Annotated in this window: 14 protein-coding genes and 1 pseudogene; 8 read left to right on the forward strand and 7 right to left on the reverse strand. The window is 73.3% G+C overall.

Translation table 11 applies throughout. The features are described 5' to 3' along the window. Positions 1-57 precede the first annotated feature (57 nt). From ACFW47_RS21085 to ACFW47_RS21100, 4 genes are all read left to right on the forward strand, one after another. Complete coding sequence (locus ACFW47_RS21085) at positions 58-2,175, forward strand: acyltransferase family protein (protein WP_386283239.1); 2,118 nt, start codon at positions 58-60, stop codon at positions 2,173-2,175. Positions 2,176-2,333: 158 nt separating this feature from the next. After that, positions 2,334-3,197 carry a phosphotransferase gene (locus ACFW47_RS21090; protein ID WP_386306814.1) on the forward strand — a complete coding sequence of 288 codons (864 nt, stop codon included), beginning with the start codon at positions 2,334-2,336 and terminating at the stop codon, positions 3,195-3,197. Positions 3,198-3,308: 111 nt separating this feature from the next. Beyond that, entirely contained in the window at positions 3,309-4,043 is a 735-nt protein-coding gene (locus ACFW47_RS21095; protein WP_386306623.1) for a D-Ala-D-Ala carboxypeptidase family metallohydrolase, read from the forward strand. Positions 4,044-4,147: 104 nt separating this feature from the next. After that, positions 4,148-4,810 carry a histidine phosphatase family protein gene (locus tag ACFW47_RS21100; protein WP_386306624.1) on the forward strand — a complete coding sequence of 221 codons (663 nt, stop codon included), beginning with the start codon at positions 4,148-4,150 and terminating at the stop codon, positions 4,808-4,810. Between the two features lie 59 nt (positions 4,811-4,869). Here the strand turns inward: ACFW47_RS21100 and ACFW47_RS21105 are convergent, their stop codons facing one another. Further along, entirely contained in the window at positions 4,870-6,276 is a 1,407-nt protein-coding gene (locus tag ACFW47_RS21105; RefSeq protein ID WP_386306626.1) for a glycoside hydrolase family 5 protein, read from the reverse strand. 78 nt (positions 6,277-6,354) lie between these two features. Beyond that, complete coding sequence (locus ACFW47_RS21110; protein ID WP_386306627.1) at positions 6,355-7,875, reverse strand: carboxylesterase/lipase family protein; 1,521 nt, start codon at positions 7,873-7,875, stop codon at positions 6,355-6,357. 145 nt (positions 7,876-8,020) lie between these two features. On the opposite strand from ACFW47_RS21110, the gene ACFW47_RS21115 reads away from it, so the two are divergent. From ACFW47_RS21115 to ACFW47_RS21125, 3 genes and pseudogenes are all read left to right on the forward strand, one after another. Beyond that, positions 8,021-10,507 carry an SCO7613 C-terminal domain-containing membrane protein gene (locus ACFW47_RS21115; RefSeq protein WP_386306629.1) on the forward strand — a complete coding sequence of 829 codons (2,487 nt, stop codon included), beginning with the start codon at positions 8,021-8,023 and terminating at the stop codon, positions 10,505-10,507. A 54-nt stretch (positions 10,508-10,561) separates the two neighbouring features. Further along, positions 10,562-11,122, forward strand: coding sequence for a hypothetical protein (locus ACFW47_RS21120; RefSeq protein ID WP_386283251.1), 561 nt, complete (start codon positions 10,562-10,564; stop codon positions 11,120-11,122). Between the two features lie 58 nt (positions 11,123-11,180). Continuing rightward, positions 11,181-11,386: pseudogene (locus tag ACFW47_RS21125) on the forward strand (pyridoxamine 5'-phosphate oxidase family protein); the annotation flags it as partial. 24 nt (positions 11,387-11,410) lie between these two features. On the opposite strand, the gene ACFW47_RS21130 reads toward ACFW47_RS21125, so the two are convergent. Next, entirely contained in the window at positions 11,411-12,016 is a 606-nt protein-coding gene (locus ACFW47_RS21130; RefSeq protein WP_386283253.1) for a class I SAM-dependent methyltransferase, read from the reverse strand. A 142-nt stretch (positions 12,017-12,158) separates the two neighbouring features. Between ACFW47_RS21130 and ACFW47_RS21135 the strand changes: the two genes are divergently transcribed. Continuing rightward, positions 12,159-12,893 carry a class I SAM-dependent DNA methyltransferase gene (locus tag ACFW47_RS21135; protein ID WP_386283256.1) on the forward strand — a complete coding sequence of 245 codons (735 nt, stop codon included), beginning with the start codon at positions 12,159-12,161 and terminating at the stop codon, positions 12,891-12,893. Here ACFW47_RS21135 and ACFW47_RS21140 read toward each other — a convergent pair. From ACFW47_RS21140 to ACFW47_RS21155, 4 genes are read right to left on the reverse strand one after another with little or no spacing between them, the layout of a single operon-like run. After that, complete coding sequence (locus tag ACFW47_RS21140; protein WP_386283258.1) at positions 12,844-13,899, reverse strand: pyridoxal-phosphate dependent enzyme; 1,056 nt, start codon at positions 13,897-13,899, stop codon at positions 12,844-12,846. The genes ACFW47_RS21135 and ACFW47_RS21140 overlap by 50 nt on opposite strands. Then, positions 13,820-14,872: a GHMP kinase gene (locus ACFW47_RS21145; protein ID WP_386283260.1), complete on the reverse strand. Its 1,053-nt coding sequence runs from the start codon at positions 14,870-14,872 to the stop codon at positions 13,820-13,822. The genes ACFW47_RS21140 and ACFW47_RS21145 overlap by 80 nt, the downstream gene beginning before the upstream one ends. Continuing rightward, the gene (locus ACFW47_RS21150) at positions 14,869-15,675 is read right to left on the reverse strand and encodes a Rossmann-like domain-containing protein (RefSeq protein ID WP_386306631.1); all 807 of its coding nucleotides are present in this window, start codon (positions 15,673-15,675) and stop codon (positions 14,869-14,871) included. The genes ACFW47_RS21145 and ACFW47_RS21150 overlap by 4 nt, the downstream gene beginning before the upstream one ends. Further along, on the reverse strand, positions 15,672-16,424 hold the full coding sequence (locus ACFW47_RS21155; protein ID WP_386283264.1) for a methyltransferase: 753 nt from the start codon (positions 16,422-16,424) through the stop codon (positions 15,672-15,674). Before ACFW47_RS21155 ends, ACFW47_RS21150 begins: the two co-directional genes overlap by 4 nt. Between the last annotated feature and the right edge of the window lie 161 nt (positions 16,425-16,585).

The following is a 16,585-nucleotide window of genomic DNA, read 5'->3' on the forward strand; positions in this document are numbered from 1 at the left end:
GTATGCCGTGTGACCGGGGCAACAGTAATCGCCCCGTCCGTGCGGACAGTCCGGAGTGTGACACGCACCTCCGACGTCCTCCTCCTTCCTCCACGGCCTTCGGCGCCGAAGCGGCCGGCCCCGTCGCCTCGTCCGCTCCGAGGCGACATCCAGGGACTGCGCGGGCTCGCCGTCACCCTCGTGGTGCTCGCGCACGCCGGACTCCCCCTTCTCGCCGGCGGCTACGTCGGTGTCGACGTCTTCTTCGTCATCTCGGGCTTCCTCATCACCGCCGGTCTGCTGGGTGAGGCCGAGCGGAGCGGATCGCTCTCCCTGCGGCGCTTCTACGGCAGACGCGCGCTGCGCATCCTCCCGGCGGCGACCCTGGTCTGCCTCTGCACCCTCGTCGGCTGCCGGCTCTTCGCCTCGAAGATCCGTTACGAGGAGTTCCTGCACGACGCGCTGACCAGCGGCTTGTACGTCATGAACGTGAACCTGGCGGTCTCGGGGACCGACTACCTCCAGGAGGGCGGTGCGCCGTCGCCGTTCCAGCACTTCTGGTCGCTGTCCGTGGAGGAGCAGTTCTACCTGCTGTGGCCCGCGCTTCTCCTGGTGACCTGGAAGGCTCTGCGACGTCCGTGGCTGAGGGTCCTGCCGCTGGGCGTGCTCTGCCTCGTCTCGTACGTCCTGAGCGTGTGGACGACCGCCGGCTCGCCCTCCTGGGCGTACTTCGGCGCCCACACCCGGCTGTGGGAACTGGGCGCCGGTGGTCTGCTGGCCTTCTGCACGGGGGCGTTGGCCCGTGTTCCGCGTCCTGTGGCCGCGGCGGGATCGTGGCTCGGGCTGTCCGCGATCGTCGCGTCGGCCGTGGCGTACGACGCCGACACGCCCTTCCCCGGGCACCACGCCGGCCTGCCCGTGCTCGGCGCCGTGCTGGTGATCGCCGGCGGATGCCGGCCGTCCCCTTCCGGCGCCTCACGACTGCTCGCGCTGCCTCCCGCGACATGGGTGGGGAACCTCTCGTACGGCTGGTACCTGTGGCACTGGCCGCTGCTGGTGCTGGTCCCCGCCGCCCTGAACCGTTCGGCCGCTCTCCTGCTGTCCCTCCAGGTGAGCGCGGCGGCGCTGCTGCTGGCCTGGGCGACCCTGCGTCTGGTGGAGAACCCGGTCCGTTTCCGCGCGTCGCTGAAGCGCAGGCCCACGGCAGCGGTGAGCCTCGGCCTCGGCCTGACCGCCTGCGTCGTGTGCGTCTGCCTGGTCGCGGCGTCCTTCCCTCCGACGATCAGCTCCGGTGTGCGCTCCCCGAAGCTGAGCGAGACCCTCGCGACGGCACCGGACCCCGAGGACCGGCTGGCCGGCCTCATATCCACGTCCGGGGGCCGGCTGCCCGCCAATCTCTCCCCGTCGCTGCCGGACGTGAAGAAGCAGCGGTCGGCCGTCTACCGAGACGGCTGCCACGTCGGTTACGGGGCCACTCACTCGCCCGCGTGCGTCTACGGGGACCCGTCCTCGCGCGACGTCGTGGTCCTCTTCGGCGACTCCCACGCGGCACAGTGGTTTCCCGCGCTCGACCGGCTGAGCCGGGAGAACGGGTGGAAGCTGGTGTCCCTGACGAAGGCGTCGTGCAAGACCGCCGACGTCACGACCCGGACCCGCGGCCGGGCGTACGAGGCGTGCGACACCTGGCGGGAGCGGGCGCTGCGGCGCATCACGGAGCTGCGGCCGATGCTGGTCGTGGCCGCCTCGTCCGAGGCGGCGGAGCCGGTGGACCGGATGGAGGATCCGCCGCGGGAATGGACGGCGGGGTACGAGCGTGTGTACCGGCGGCTGACCCGTGACGCCGGCTCGGTCGCCGTGCTGCTCGACAGTCCGTGGCCGAAGGGCGACGCCGTCGAGTGCGCGGCGCGGCATCCGCTGCGGCTGGCGAAGTGCGAGACGGACCAGCGGGACGCGATCAGGTCCCCCGCCCTGAGGGAGGCCGGCGAGCGGGCGGCCCGCCGGGCCGGCGCCGCGGTGATCGATCCGCGGCCGTGGTTGTGTCCACGGGCGGGCAGGTGTCCCGCGGTCGTCGCGGACACCTTCGTCTACCGCGACGGGAGTCACGTGGCGGAGTCGTACGCCCGGGCACTGGCCCCGGTGCTGCGGGAGGAGTTCCGCGAACTGGGACTCAGCGGCGACGCGCACCCCGCCGGCTGACGGCGGGCACGACGCCGGTCGCCGGTGCGCACGGGAGCGGTCTCCCTCCAACCGGAACTCCGTCGCCGCCCGGCAGCCGGTGGCCTACGGTCACGATCACGCTGCCTGTGGTGGAGACGGACGAAGAGTGGGACGCGATCGTTCCCGACGAGTCGGTGATGCGTCCCGGCGCGTCGGATCTCTGTGCGCGGCTCGGTCTCGCCGACGCGCCGCTGACCCGCTTCCCGGACGGGTCGCAGCCGGTCTACGCGGTGGGTGACGAGCACGTCCTCAAGCTGTTCCCGAAGGCCGCCGCGCAGGACGGCGTCGCGGAGGGCCGGGTCCTCGCCCACCTGCAGGGACGGCTTCCGGTGCCGACGCCGCGGGTACGCGACCGCGGTCCGTACGAGAACGGCTGGCAGTACGTGCTCATGTCCCGGCTCCGCGGCGAGAACCTGGCCCAGGCCTGGGGCCGCGTGCCGCGCGCCGACCGGGAACGGCTCGTCACCGAGGTGGGTGAAGCCCTGGCAGTGCTCCACTCCCTCGACCCCGGCCCGCTCGGGGACGTGCTCGGCCCCGGGGACTGGGGCGCCTTCGTGGAGCGCCAGAGCGCCGGTGCCGTGGAACAACGGCGCGCCCGCGGGCTGTCCGCCGGCTGGCTGGAGCAGATACCGGACTTCCTGGCCTCGGTGCCGCTGCCGCGCGACCCCGACCGTTGTCTGCTGCACACCGAGGTGATGCAGCAGCATTTCCTGGTCGATCCCGACGGATGGCGGCTGACCGGGCTCTTCGACTTCGAACCGGCCATGATCGGCGACCGCGCCTACGACTTCGTGGGCGCGGGCCTGTTCGTCACCCGGGGCGATCCGGACCTGCTGGGCCGCCTCACCAAGGCCTACGGGCGCACCTTCGAGCCGGTCGAACTGCTCGCGTACACGCTGCTGCACGTGTACAGCAACCTCCCTTGGTACATGCGGGAACTGGGAGTGCCCGCCGAAGGGACGCTGCACTCGCTCGCGGAAGCGTGGTTCGGCACGGTTTGACGCATGCCCGTCACGGCGGCGACGGGTCGGGCCCCGGCGCCATTGACGCGCGTAGCCCGTTCCCGCACGCTGGGCTTCGGTTGTTGTCGGCTCAACGGTCGGGAGGCCGGGATGTTCAGACGCGTGTCACGTCTGCTTCTTTCGTTTGTCATGCTCATGGCTGCTGCGGTGGTCGGCGTGGGCGCCACCGCCGGCACCGCGCACGCCGACTCCTGCTACACCTGGAACCGCACCCTGTCCCAGGGGTCCTCCGGCAGCGACGTGACCCAGCTGCAGATCCGGGTCGCCGGCTGGGTGACGTCCGGCGAACGGCTCGCCTACGACGGCCAGTACGGCGCACGGACCGCCGCCGCCGTCAAGAAGTTCCAGGCCGCGTACGGACTGAGCGCGGACGGCGTCGCCGGACCCGCCACCTTCAGCAAGATCTACGCCCTCCAGGACGCCGACTGCACGCCGGTCCACTTCAGCTACGCCGAACTCAACAAGTGCAACTCCGACTGGTCCGGCGGCGCCGTCTCCGCGGCCACCGCCAAGTCGAACGCGCTCAAGACCATGTGGAAGCTGGAGGCGATGCGGCACGCCCTCGGCGACGTCCCCATCACCATCTCCAGCGGCTTCCGCTCCCGCGCGTGCAACAACGCGGTCGGCGGTTCCGCCACCAGCCGCCACCTGTACGGCGACGCGGCCGACCTCGTCGGCTCGCCATCCCTGTGCCGGCTGGCCCAGCAGTCCAGGACGCACGGCTTCTCGGAAATCCTCGGCCCCGGCTACCCCGGCCACAACGACCACACGCACGTGGCCTTCGACCCGTCGCCCTACTGGTCGGCTCCCACCTGCGGCATCTGATCCGGCCGTGACCGGAGCGGCCCCGCGGCCCGTCCCCTGCTCCGGAGCCCACGGCGACGGTGGCACAGTGGAGGGAGTTTTCCGTCCTGTGGAGGTAGCCCCGCATGCGTCTGCTGCTCGTACGCCATGGTCAGACCCCGTCCAACGTCAAGCACCTGCTGGACACCGGCGCGCCGGGGCCGGGGCTGACGCCTCTGGGGCAGGAGCAGGCAGCCGCCCTGCCCCAGGCCCTGGCGACGGAGCGGATCGGTGCGCTGTACGCCTCCACGCTGGTGCGTACCCAGCTGACCGCCGCGCCGCTGTCGGCCGCGACAGGACTGGACGTCCGCGTCCGGGACGGGCTGCGGGAGCTGGTCGCGGGGGATCTGGAGATGCGCGGCGACGAGGACGCCGCCGCCGTGTATCTCTCCACCGCCTTCGCCTGGTCCGCCGGCGACACCGGCCGCCGGATGCCCGGCGGTGAGAACGGCGTGGAGGCCCTGGGCCGCTTCGACGCCGTCGTCGCCGAGGCGGCGGGGACGGGCGCGGACACCGTGGCCATGATCAGCCACGGCGCGATGATCCGTGCGTGGGTGGCCGCCCGGGCGGACAACGTCGACGTGTCGTACGCCGCCGGCCACCCGCTGGGCAACACCGGCGTCGTCGTGCTCACCGGCTCGCCCGACCGAGGCTGGCGGGCACTCCTGTGGGAGGGCCGTCCGCTCGGGCCGGAAGGGGACTTCCCCGAGGACAGCGGCCCGGCCGGCGAGGCGGCCCCTCGCCCCTGAGGGGACCAACCACCCCTCCCGCCGCCCTCGCCTTCCGCCGTCGCGGACTCCTCGGCGGGTCACCGCGGCGGGCGCGGACTGACGACGACGGTGACGTGCGCGCCAGGCCGCGCGACTACGCGCACGATCTCCGCACGGCCACCGGGCAGGGACCGCGTGGCGGGGCGGGCGGCACCGGTCAGTTCGATGCGCCAGCCGCCCGCCCGGGGCGGCAGGGAGACCTCGGTGACGCCGTGCCCGGCGCGGTACGAGAGCCGGAAGACGCCGCCGCCCGGCTCGTACGTCTCGGCGGTGACCCGTCCGGCGACGGCCGGGGCGTACGGCGCCGAGGTCTGCTCCTTGTTGGTCCGGAAGCACCCCTCGGCGTCCACGGCGCAGTACCCGCCGCCGTAGCACCAGACATACCCCGCCCAGCCCGAGGTGTAGCGGTTCAGGGACGAAAGGGCGTCGCGGTAGAAGCGTCCCATGTTCGGCAGGGAGTTGTTGAGCGGGCCCCACTCTCCCACCACGACGGGTACGCGGTACCGGCCGGGATAGACGGTCACCGCGGACTCGTACGCCTCGATCCAGCCGGCTGACGGATCGTAGTCGGCGCCGGCCTCCATGGCCGTGTTGTAGAAGTGGGGCGCGTAGACGGCCTTCGGGTCGTCGATCCGGCCCAGGCCGGTGGGGACGCCCTCGCCCACGACGGGGGTCGGTTCGAAGAAGATCCAGGAGTCGTCGTCGACGGTGCGGACTGCGTCGGCGAGCCGGTTGTACAGCGGGGTGAGCTGCTCGCGCTCGATGCGCCGGGCGGCCGTCGGCAGGTCCTCGCCCTGCGCGATCTCGCCCATGGGCTCGTTGATCAGGTCGTAGCCGAGGACGGCCGGATGGTTCCCGAGGCGTCGGGCCAGCACCCGCCACATGTCCGCCTGGGCGCGGCGCAGGTCCGGGTCCTCGTAGAGGTGCGTGAACGCCCGTTGCACGGCCGGTTCGAAGTACTCGGCGAACCAGTCGTCGGGGTGCGGGGTGAAAGGCAGACCGTCGGTCCTGGTCGCCCACTCGGGGATGCCGCGGTGCCCGAACGCGGGCCCGAAGACATCCTGGTGCGCGTCGATCAGGACGTGCACGCGGTGTTTGTGCGCCCAGTCCAGGACACGCTCGATCCTGCGCAGGTACCGCTCGCTGTAGTGGCCCCGCCGGGGTTCGAGGTCGTCCCAGAAGACGAGGAGCCGGGCGAAGTTGAAGCCCCGGGCCCGCAGGTCCCGGAAGTGCCGCTCGCCGATCGCGGACAGGGCGTCCTCACCCCGGTGCGTCTTGTCCTCGACGTTCCAGCCGCGCAGGGTCAGGACACGGCCCCGGTCGTCCGTGAGCCGGGGTATGCCGGAGGGCGGGACCCGGTGGTCCTCGACGACCGGCTGCGCGTAGGCCGTCCCGGTGGCCAGCAGCGCGACGCAGACGAGCGCGGTGAGCAGACGGCGGTACATGGGACCTCCGGCACGGTCGGTCGGTTGTGCCGCAGATCACATCAGGGAAGATGAGGATTGTTCAAGATGGCGGAGGGTTCATCGGCTTCGGCGGCCGGGACGCATCGGATCGAACCGGACGTGGCGCCACATCTCGCGGACGCCGCACGTGTCGTCGGCGGTCAGGTCGTCGTCGGGGACGGCCCAGAACCGGACCGGCGTGGTCTCCGACGTGACCGCCGGCCACCCCGGGTCCCCGGTGGTCGCGAAGCCGGCCCAGGAACGGAGCATGCGGCGGGACAGGGCCCGGTCGTGTTCGTCGGGTGCGCCGCCGATGAGGAAGTCGGCGCCGACGGCGTCCAGGTTGCCGAAGGCGAAGGGGATGTCCGCGGTGTGCCAGGGCCCGGCCGCACCGCGCCGGCGACCGAAGCGGGCCAGGTACGCCCGGCCGCCGGCCCTCGCGTGCTGCTCGGCGAGTCGGGTGGTGTACTCGCCGAACTGCGCGTCGCCGAAGATCGCGAGGCAGAGGTCGAGCACCGGGGCGTCCGGCATCAGTTCCCGGTAGCCGTCGACCAGGCGGGCGGGGAGGCGCAGGGCCTCGGAGACGTCCGCGAGCTCCGCCTCGGTGACGGCTCCCCGGACGGCTCCCACCATGTGGAGGAATCGGTATTCCTCCAGCGTGTGGCAGACCAGCAGGTCCACCTCCCGCGCCGTGCCGGAGGCGAGCGCGCGGAGCGGTTCCGTGGGCAGCACCTCACCGTCGACGACGGGTTGGAAGATCACGGGGTCGAAGGCCTGGATCGGCGTCACGGGGTTGGTCCGGCAGTCCGCGGCCGCCTTGTCGGACGCGGTCACGAGCGCCTCGGGCGGCGCGGACAGCAGACCGGCCGCCGTCGGACTCACCCCGGCCTCGGCCGCGATGCGCCCGGTGACCGCCTCGGCGAGCTCCACGGTGAAGAAGGCACCGGGCACACTGTGGGCGATGGCCCGCCGGAACAGCCCGCGTGCCCGCTCCATGGCCATCAGGCAGGCCACCGAGCCTCCTCCGGAGGAGTGCCCGGCGATGGTGACGTTGTCAGGGTCGCCGCCGAAGGCCTCGATGTTCTCCCGGACCCAGACCAGCGCGGCGGCCTGGTCGAGCAGCCCGCGGTTGTCGGGGAACCCGGGCACGTGGCCGAAGCCCTCGAAGCCCACACGGAAGTTGCAGCTGACCACGACCAGACCGGCGCGGGCCAGGGACGACCCGTCGAAGTCGGGCTGGGCGGACGAGCCGAAGGTGTAGGCGCCGCCGTGGATCCAGAAGAACACCGGCAGCCCGCCGTCTCCCGCACCGTCGGGGACCCAGACGTTGACGGTGAGGACGTCCTCGTCGCCCGGGCGCCACACCGGCGCTCCCGGCAACTCGGCCGACTGCGGGGCGATGGGGCCGAAGTCCGTGCAGTCCCGTACTCCGGTCCAGCTCGGCGCCGCTCGCGGCTCCTGGAACCTGCGGGCACCGAAGGGCGCAGCGGCGTACGGGACACCCAGCACGGCTGTGACACCGTCACCGGCCGCGGTGCCCCGCACCGGGCCGCCGGTCGTACGGAAGACGGCCTCTTCATCACGTGGTTGCTCACTCATCGCGCGTCAGTCTGACTGATCGGGGGGCACGGACGCGAAGGGATTCGGATACCGAGGCGCGAGGACGGGGCGGGGCGGCACATGAGTAGGAACCTGAGTACGCGCGCCCATACGCGGCCGAGTGGCGGGGGCCACACTCACAGCCATGACGAACATCCCGCCTCCGGCCGAGGAACTGCGCTTCCTCGACGCCGAGTTGCGGCAACTCGACGCCCGCCGCGCCCTCTTGCTGCGGCGCCGCCAGTGGCTGGTCCACACTCTGCGTACGGCCTCCGCACCGCAGCCCGCCCGGAGCGCCGGTCCGGCGCGCCCGGTGTGGCCCGCAGGAGCGGCCGGCACGGCCGCCCGACGGCCGGAGGCCACGGCACCCGGCGTGCAGAACGTGCTGCTGCTCCTCGGCGGCGTCCTCCTGACGACCGCAGCCATCGCCTTCACCCTGGTCGGCTGGGGGCACCTGGGTATCACCGGACGGGCGCTGGTTCTGGGCGCGGTGACCCTGAGCGCGCTGGCGGCGCCCGTGCCCCTGCTGCGGCGAGGACTGGACTCGACCGCCGAGGCGGTGGCGGCTCTGGGCATGGCCCTGACCGTGCTCGATGCCTACGCCCTGCACGAAGTGGCGTTCACCGGCAGTGGCGGTCTCGGGTACACGGCTGCCGCGTCGGCCGTCCTGGCCGGCGCCTGGGCCGCGTACGGTGCGGGAGTGGGCCTGCTGGTGCCGCAGTCGGCCGGCGACGTCGGGGCGGAGCAGGGCCCGGCGCGGGCGGCCACGCGCCTCGCCCTGCGGCTCCCGCTCCCCTTCGCCGCGGTCACCGCGCAACTGCCGCTGCTTCTGTGGGCGCTCGCCGTCGACGCGGGCCCGCACGCGCTCACCGCCGTGCTGCTGGTGACCGCCACGGCCGACACCGCCGTGTCGCTCCGGTCGGCACACGCGCCGGTGCGGGTCGTCACGCTCGTCGGCGCCTGCGGCACGGGTGCCGTCGGTGTGCTGTCGGCCGGATGGCTGTGCTGGAGCGCGCCCGGTCCGGGTGCGGCCGCGCGGGGCGCCGCGCTCCTGGTCCTCGCCGCGGCGATCGGCCTGGCCGCGGCCTGGTTCGCCCCGAAGCCGGACGTCGCCGCCTGTGCCGCCTTCTCCGCGGGGCTGTGCCTGGTCGCGGGGGCCGGAGGGGTACTGCGGGCCTCGGTGCCCGGTGAGTGGACGGTGCCGGGATGCCTGGCCTTCGGGACCGGTCTGCTCATGGCTGTCCGGATGCCGCTCTCCCGGCCGCTGCGGCGGGGGATGGCCGGGGCTTCGCTGGTCGTCCAGGGCCTCGCGGTGCTGTGGGCGCTCCCGTTGGTCGCTGGGACGGTCTTCGGCTCGGTGGCCTGGATCGAGCGGCCCTGGTCGGGCGTGCCGCTCGACTCGCGGGAAGCCGTGTTCGCGGACGCCGGCTGGCCTTCCTACGCGGCTGCCGCGCCGCTCGTCCTCGCCGTCGTGGCCGTTGTGCTGGCCGTGTGCGAGCGCCGCGCGGTGTGGCGCCCGGCGGCCGGGGCGGGTGCGCTCGTCCTCGGGTGGGCGGCGGCGGTCGTGACTCCGGTGGTGCTCGAACTGCCTTATGGGTCGGGGCTGGTGGTGCAGGGTGTCGTGGTCCTGGCCTCGCTGGGGGTCGCCGAGCGGGCCCGTCGCGTGGCGGGCGGGCCGTCAGCGCGGGCCGTGACGGCCGTGGTGCTGGCCCTCGTCACCTCCGTCGCTCTCGCCCTCCTCTCACTGGCCACCGAGTCCGGGACGATCGGTGTGCTCCTGACGCTGACGGCGCTGTTCGGCGTCGCGAGCACCCGTGCGGGGCTTGTCGTGTTCGCCGCGCCCGCCGCCCTGGGATACGCCGCGGCTCTGGCCTGCGCGGTCGGGGCGTCCGCCGGCCGGCCGCCGGAGCACACCGCGCTGCTGGTCCTGGTCGTGCCCGTCGTGGCGGCTCTGGTCGCGGCGCGGACGCGAGGCTCGGCCGCGACCGTGGCGGTCGAAGGGGCAGGTGCGGCCGCGGCGCTGCTGTCGCTCGCTCTCACGGTGCGGGATCTGCCGATGCTGGCCCTGGTCCTCTCGCTCTGCGGGGTCGTCACCGCCGGGACCGCGCTGCGGCCCATGCGGCGACGGGCCGGTCACGCGGCGGCCGCCCTGTTCCTGCTGGCCGCCTGGGTGCGGCTGGCGGCGTGGGACGTCACCACGCCCGAGGCCTACACGCTGCCGGTGACCGTCGCCGCGCTGGCCGTCGGGCACCTGACCCGGCGTCGTGATCCGGCGGTCTCCTCCTGGATGGCGTACGCGGCGGGGCCGGCCGCCACCCTGGTGCCGAGTCTGCTCGCGATGTGGGGTGATCCGCACTGGCTGCGACCCCTGCTGCTCGGCACCGCCGCGCTGGCCATGACCCTGGCGGGCGCACGGTTCCGGCTCCAGGCCCCGCTGGTCCTGGGCGGGTGCGCGCTCGCGCTGGTGGCGCTGCACGAGCTCGCCCCGTACGTCGCCCAGGCCGTCGGCGCGCTTCCCCGATGGGCACCTCCCGCACTCGCCGGTCTGGCCCTGCTCGCCCTGGGCGCCACCTACGAACAGCGACTGCGCGACGCACGGCGGCTGCGGGAAGCGCTGGGGCGGCTCCGGTAGGCGACGCCCCGGATGCGGACCGCCGACTGTCGGTCCCCGACGCCAAGTTCGCGCATGAAGCCCGAGCTGCTCGACAAGGTGAACCGGGTCCGCGAGTCGGCGCTCGCGCGCGGCGCCCCGCCCGACGAGGTGGAGAGGTGGCTGGAGGCCGCCCGTCCGGACGCCACGACCCTGCCACTGCCGCCCGACGGTGTGCTGCGCCTGCTCGCCCGGTCCGCCGACGACGGTTTCGACGCCGCCGGTGAAGCGGTGTACGTGCCTGCCGAGCACGCCCACGCCGCGGAACTGCGCGATGCCTGGCGGTCGGTGCGCGACCCGGACCGGTCACTCGGCAGGCCCCTGCTGCGGATCGACGGGTACGCCCCCGGCCCCTATGGCGAGTTCGACATGCTGCACGCGGCAGCGTCGCTGAGGGCTCAGAGAGAAGGGCGGCCGCCGGGCGAGCCCGCCGGCCCCCGGGCCCTGCCTCAGCCGGAGGACTGGGCCCTGCTCGCCCAGTGGTACGGGGGTGTCCACGTCCACGGTGACGTCTACTGGACGGTCAAGAGAAGGGACCTGGCGGAGCGCCGATTCGAGGCGGTGGACGTCCTGGGGTACATCGAAGGCCCGGCTTGACCGTCCCCCGCGCCGCCCGCGCCGACATCCCCCACTACCCGACGAAGCGCTCTCCGGCCTGCTCGGCCGCCAGCAGTCCGGCACCCCGAAGCCCCTGTCGTCCGGTTCTCGACCGCGGCCGACCGGGCCAAGCTCGGGCCCATACGGCGTGATCCACGTGTGGCGCTGCACGTACAGGGCGACGACGTGTGGTCGTTCGCCGTCGCGGAAGGCGAGGCCGAGGTCTCGGAGATCACGACGGTGCCCGGCGACGTGGCTGCCCGGCACCGGCCGTCCGGAGCAGCGGCATCAGCGGCGATGGACGCTGACCGCGTAACCTCCGCCGTCGTAGGGGTCGGCGTCCCAGGTGGCGAAGCGGTCGGTGAGCGTAAGACCGGCCGCGGCGCAGTGGGCGTCGTATTCCGCCAGCGTGATGCTGGGGGGCACGGGAAGGTGCTCCTCGTCCAGGCCGAAGCCGGCGACGAGCAGGCCGCCCGGGCGCAGCGCCCGGGCCAGGGCGGCGGCTACGGCGGCCTCGGTGCCCGGCGCGAGGAGCGGGAACACGTTGCCCGCGGCGACGACGAGGTCGAAGCCGGGGCCGAGGTCCGCGGCAGCCGGGTCGAACTCGGCCAGGTCGGCCTGCAGCCAGGTCAGCCGGGGCGCGTCCCGACGGGCCACGGCAAGCATGGAGGCGTCGCGGTCCACGCCCACCCCGTCGTAGCCGAGGTGGGCGAGTTGGATCAGGACCCGCCCGGTGCCGCAGCCGGCATCCAGCACCCGGGCCCCCGGCGGCACCAGCGTGGCGCACAGTCGCGCCTCGCCATGGACGTCCTGCCCGCGTTCGGCGAGTTCGGCGAAACGCGCGGCGTACTGTTCACCGGACGTGCCGCCGGTCAGCTGCTCCCATCGGCTCATGGCGGCAAGACTAACGGGCCGGTGGCCGGCCGTGCGGCACGGCGGCCCCGCCCACCACGCCGGGCCGGCCGCCACCGGCGTCGTCCGCCCGGCGAGGCAAATGCGTCGACAACACCCCCCGCGCCCGGCAGAGTGGACGCCCGTGACGAGCAGTGAGCTGTGGACACGGGCGACCGCCGACCGCTACGACGCCGAGGAGACCGAGATGTCCTCGGCCGCCGTCCTCGGACCCACCCTCGACCTCCTCGCCGAGCTCGCCGGGGACGGCCGGGCTCTGGAGTTCGCCATCGGGACCGGACGGGTGGGCGTCCCCCTCCGCGAGCGCGGCGTACCGGTCGTCGGCATCGAACTGTCCGAGCACATGGCGGCGGTTCTGCGACGCAAGGCCGACGAGGACACGCTGCCGGTGACCCTCGGGGACATGGCCACCACCGTCGTTCCGGGTGAGTTCGCCGTGGTCTACCTCGTCTACAACACCATCAGCAACCTGCTGACCCAGGACGAACAGGTCGAGTGCTTCCGCAACGCGTCCCGTCACCTGAGGCCCGGGGGCAGGTTCGTCATCGAGCTGGGCGTGCCGCCCCTGCGGTCCCTGCCGCCCGGCCAGACCGCGGTACCGTTCGACGTCTCCGACCGGCACCTCGGATTCGACACCTTCGACCTGGTCGAGCAGATCCTGGTCTCCCACCATTTCACCCGCGACGGCGACCACTACCGCCGCGGGAGTTCCCGGCACCGGTACGCCTGGCCGGCGGAACTCGACCTGATGGCGCGCATCGCCGGTCTCGGCCTGGAACACCGCTACGCGGACTGGGACCGGACACCGTTCACCCAGGACTCGGCGAAGCACATCTCGGTGTGGCGCAAGCCGGCCTGACGACCGCCGCCGCGGGGGCGGGCGAGCCCTTCCAGTCCATGCGGGACCAGGGCAGTGCGAGGTCGTCCGTGCCATCCACCGGACGTGGTGCCAGGTCCTCCACCCGCGCCGCCTCCGCGTGCCGGGCGAACACGGTGTCGACGTACCGGTGGCCGGTGTCCGCGGCGATGAACACGGCCGTCCGGCCGGGCTGCGCACCGCGTTCCCAGCGGGCGGCGAGATAGGCGGCGCCGGTGGACAGACCGGCGAAGACGGCGTGCCGGCGCAGCAGGTCGACGCTCCCGGTGAGGGCGGCGTCGAAGGCGAGCCAGTGGACGGTGTCGTACAGGTCGTGACGCACGTTGGCGAACGGGATGGAACTGCCGATGCCGGCGATGATGATCTCCGGGTCCGAGACGTGGTCGCTGCCGAACGTGACGCTGCCGAACGGCTGGACGCCGACGAGCCGCACATCGACGGAGCGTTTTCCCAGGTAGTGGGCGAGGGCGCCGGTGGAGGCCCCCGATCCCACGCCGCCCACGAGCGACAGGGCGGCGGCGCCGGTCTCCTCCTGGATCCGTTCGGCCACGGCCTCGTAGCCGAGGTAGTGGACGTCGTCGTGGTACTGGCGCATCCAGTGGTAGTCGGGGTGGTCGCGCAGGATCTCCCGGACGCGGGCGACGCGGCGGCTCTGGTCGAGCTTGAGGTCGGTGCTGGGCCGCATCTGCTCCAAGGTGGCACCGAGGACGCCGAGTTGGGTGCGCAGCGTGTGGTCGACGGTGGTGGAGCCGACGATGTGGCAGCGCATGCCGTAGCGGTGGCAGGCCAGCGCCAGGGCGTACGCGTAGATGCCGCTGGAACTGTCGACGAGGGTGTCGCCGCGCCGCACGGTCTTGGTGTCGAGCAGGTGGCGTACGGCGGCCAGGGCGGAGACGACCTTCATCGTCTCAAACCGCAGGCAGACGAGTCCGTCGTCGAGACGTATCAGGTCCGGTCGGCCGATGGCCTCCGAGATGTGTTCGTCCACGGGGGAACTCCTCACTGGCGGGGGTCGCGAAGGTGGTGAAGGTCCGGGTCGACGGGATGCCTGCACGGTCCAGGGCGCGGGCGCAACGGCGCAGCCTGCGGTTCAGCCCGGGGACGCGGGGGTCGAAGAGGATGCCGGCGACGTTGCCGCTGTGGGCGATCTGCACCCCGGCGGCGCCCACGCTGTCGGCGATGCCGGTGAGGGCCGGGAACTCCTGGTGCCGCAGCACGCGTTGGCGCAGGCGGGCGCTGGCCGTGCTGACCCTGCCGAGCAGCGCGGTGTCGGCGTCGGTCACCGCCCTGCGCAGCATGCGGCGCAGGTGCTCGTACGCGGCGAGGTCGTCGTCCTGGACGAGGACCGGCAGGGCGAGGGTGTCGACCGGTTCGCTCCCGCCGAGCGCGCACCCGACCACCACCGCGGGTGGCAGTGCGGAGCCCAGGGTTTCGAGGACGCGGCCCTCCCGTTGCGCGAAGAGCAGCGGGCGACAGCCGTGCATCAGGGGGTCGCTGGCGCCCTCGGCGCGCACCGCGAGTCGGGCGATGGTCTCCGGCGGCAGGAGCAGGCCCCGGGAGTCGGCGACCGCACGCACCGTGGCGATGACGTCGCTGGTGGACGAGCCCATGCCGAGTCCGACGGGGAGATCGCCGGTGAGGGTCAGCTCGCCGCCGCACGGTTCCTCGCCGAGGCGCTCCGCGCACTCCCGCAGCGCGAGGACGGCCGCCGCCCGCGCCTTGGCCCGGCCGCCCGGCGTCACCGTCACCTCGTCGGGTGAACTGCCGGGCCGGTGGGTGAAGCGGGCCGTGCTGCCCCGTGCGGCCATGGGCAGGGTGACCAGCCCGTGGCGGGGGCGGCGCCGTTCGTCGAGGAAGACGCCTTGGAGGATCTCACCGTGATGGCAGGCGGCGTGCCCGGTGCCCGCCGTCTCACGGGCGGCGTCGTCCGGCGGCGCCGGCCGGCGGGTGGCGGACGTCATACGCCGGCCGCCCGGTAGCGGTACAGGGTCGTGGGTTCCGCGCTGAACTGGGAGAAGGGGAAGGGTTCGGCGGACAGGGCGGTCACGCCCGCTCCGAGGAACGCGCGGGCCACGGCGCTCCCGGTCTGGGCGTAGACCACCAGGGGCACGCCGCGCTCGCGGCAACGGGCCAGGACGGTGTCGAAGCTGCCGTTGCTCAGGGTCATGCCGGTGGCGACCACGGCGTCGGCGGTGCCGAGGAGCTCGTGCATGTCGTCGGTGACCGGGTCGCCCCACTGGGTGGTACGGAGGTTGAAGTCGCAGAGCAGGGGCACGCCGCCGCGTTCGCGGATGGCCGCGACGAGCGGGTTGACCACGCCGATCAGGCCGACCCGGGCGCCGGCCTCTATGTCCAGGAGGCCGGCGATGGCCGCGTCGCGGGCCTGCGCACGGGTCTCGGGTGTCCCGGCGGGCAGGGTGACCGGTTCCGCCTCGGCCACCTCCCGGTGCGGCCGGACCGCGTTCAGGTAGGCGTCGAGTGCGGCGATCCGCAGCGGGCGGGGCGCGTCGCGCAGCAGCGTGTCGAGGGGGGCGCCGGAGGCGTCGCGGCACAGTGACGGGTCGGCCTCGCCTGCCTCGAAAGCGCAGCCGCCGAACGAGGCGCCCACGCGGACGAGGACGTACTGGTTGAGGTAGGTGGTGTTCCCGCCGGCCAGCCGGGTGCCGTGGTGCGCCCAGAACACGCTGGTCGCCGTCATGCCGGCGGGAGGGCGACCGTGTTCGCCCGCCAGTACGCCGGCCAGCAGTTCCTCGGTGTTCTTCATCGCCGGCCTCCGGAGCGGGGCGTGTCGCGGGTGATACGGAACAGGAAGGTCAGCACGCCGTCCCGCCAGTCGTGGAGGTGGTCGACCCGAGGGGTCAGCCCGTGGTCCATGGCGTGCTGGACGAGGGCACGCAGGTCGGCGGTGTTGGAGGCGATGAGGTGGATCTCGCCGCCGGGCGCGAGGAGGTCCTTCTCCGCGATCTGGGCGAAGAACTTCGCGATCAGCGGTGCGCCCACGCAGACGTTGCGTACGACGTCGGGGTCGTCGCTGACGGTCTGGCTGACGGCGGGCGGGTTGAAGGTGACGACGTCCAGCTGGACGGCGTCCGGGAGGGCGTCGAAGACGTCGCTCACGGCGGGGAGGAACGCGGTGTCCGGGCGCTCGCCGACGAGCCGCCGGTAATGACGGGTGGCCGCGGCCACGCTCTGTGGATGGACGTCGAGCGCGTGGATCTCCCGGGCGCCCCGGGTGCCGGCTGCCACGGCCTCGACGCCGAGACCGACGCCCATGGCGGCGTAACGGCGACCGCGGGTCTCGATACGGCCGTCGAGCAGCCGCTCGTGGATCAGGCGGCTGGTCCAGCCGGGTATGAAGACGCCGGGCGGAACGTCGAAGGTCCATCCGTTCCACTCGTAGGAGCGGGTGGTGTGCAGATCGCCCTTGGGCTGGTTCAGGGCGATGATCCGGTCCGCGGGCAGCGGTGGGGGCAGCTGCTCCAGGAGCGCGGGGCCGGTGGTGTTCCGGTCCATTGGCGAGTCCTTCCTGGCGGGTGACGAGGCGTCGGGTGTGCGTGGCCGACGAGGCGCCGGCCTCCTCCGGCAGCACACTAATGGAAATGATTGTCATTGCGGTAGTCTGTTGCCGACGCAGCGCCATCCCGCTCGCCCGACCCACCTCCACGACGGGCGGC

The sequence above is a fragment of the Streptomyces sp. NPDC058796 genome (genome assembly GCF_042745235.1).
Lineage (GTDB): Bacteria > Actinomycetota > Actinomycetes > Streptomycetales > Streptomycetaceae > Streptomyces.

Bases quoted from the DNA above. Each gene is read 5' to 3' on its own strand.
- ACFW47_RS21145 (WP_386283260.1), bottom strand. From the start codon at position 14,872: ATGACGTCCGCCACCCGCCGGCCGGCGCCGCCGGACGACGCCGCCCGT.
- ACFW47_RS21100 (WP_386306624.1), top strand. From the start codon at position 4,148: ATGCGTCTGCTGCTCGTACGCCATGGTCAGACCCCGTCCAACGTCAAG.
- ACFW47_RS21110 (WP_386306627.1), bottom strand. From the start codon at position 7,875: ATGAGTGAGCAACCACGTGATGAAGAGGCCGTCTTCCGTACGACCGGC.
- ACFW47_RS21130 (WP_386283253.1), bottom strand. From the start codon at position 12,016: ATGAGCCGATGGGAGCAGCTGACCGGCGGCACGTCCGGTGAACAGTAC.
- ACFW47_RS21155 (WP_386283264.1), bottom strand. From the start codon at position 16,424: ATGGACCGGAACACCACCGGCCCCGCGCTCCTGGAGCAGCTGCCCCCA.
- ACFW47_RS21090 (WP_386306814.1), top strand. From the start codon at position 2,334: ATGCGTCCCGGCGCGTCGGATCTCTGTGCGCGGCTCGGTCTCGCCGAC.
- ACFW47_RS21120 (WP_386283251.1), top strand. From the start codon at position 10,562: ATGAAGCCCGAGCTGCTCGACAAGGTGAACCGGGTCCGCGAGTCGGCG.
- ACFW47_RS21095 (WP_386306623.1), top strand. From the start codon at position 3,309: ATGTTCAGACGCGTGTCACGTCTGCTTCTTTCGTTTGTCATGCTCATG.
- ACFW47_RS21150 (WP_386306631.1), bottom strand. From the start codon at position 15,675: ATGAAGAACACCGAGGAACTGCTGGCCGGCGTACTGGCGGGCGAACAC.
- ACFW47_RS21115 (WP_386306629.1), top strand. From the start codon at position 8,021: ATGACGAACATCCCGCCTCCGGCCGAGGAACTGCGCTTCCTCGACGCC.
- ACFW47_RS21105 (WP_386306626.1), bottom strand. From the start codon at position 6,276: ATGTACCGCCGTCTGCTCACCGCGCTCGTCTGCGTCGCGCTGCTGGCC.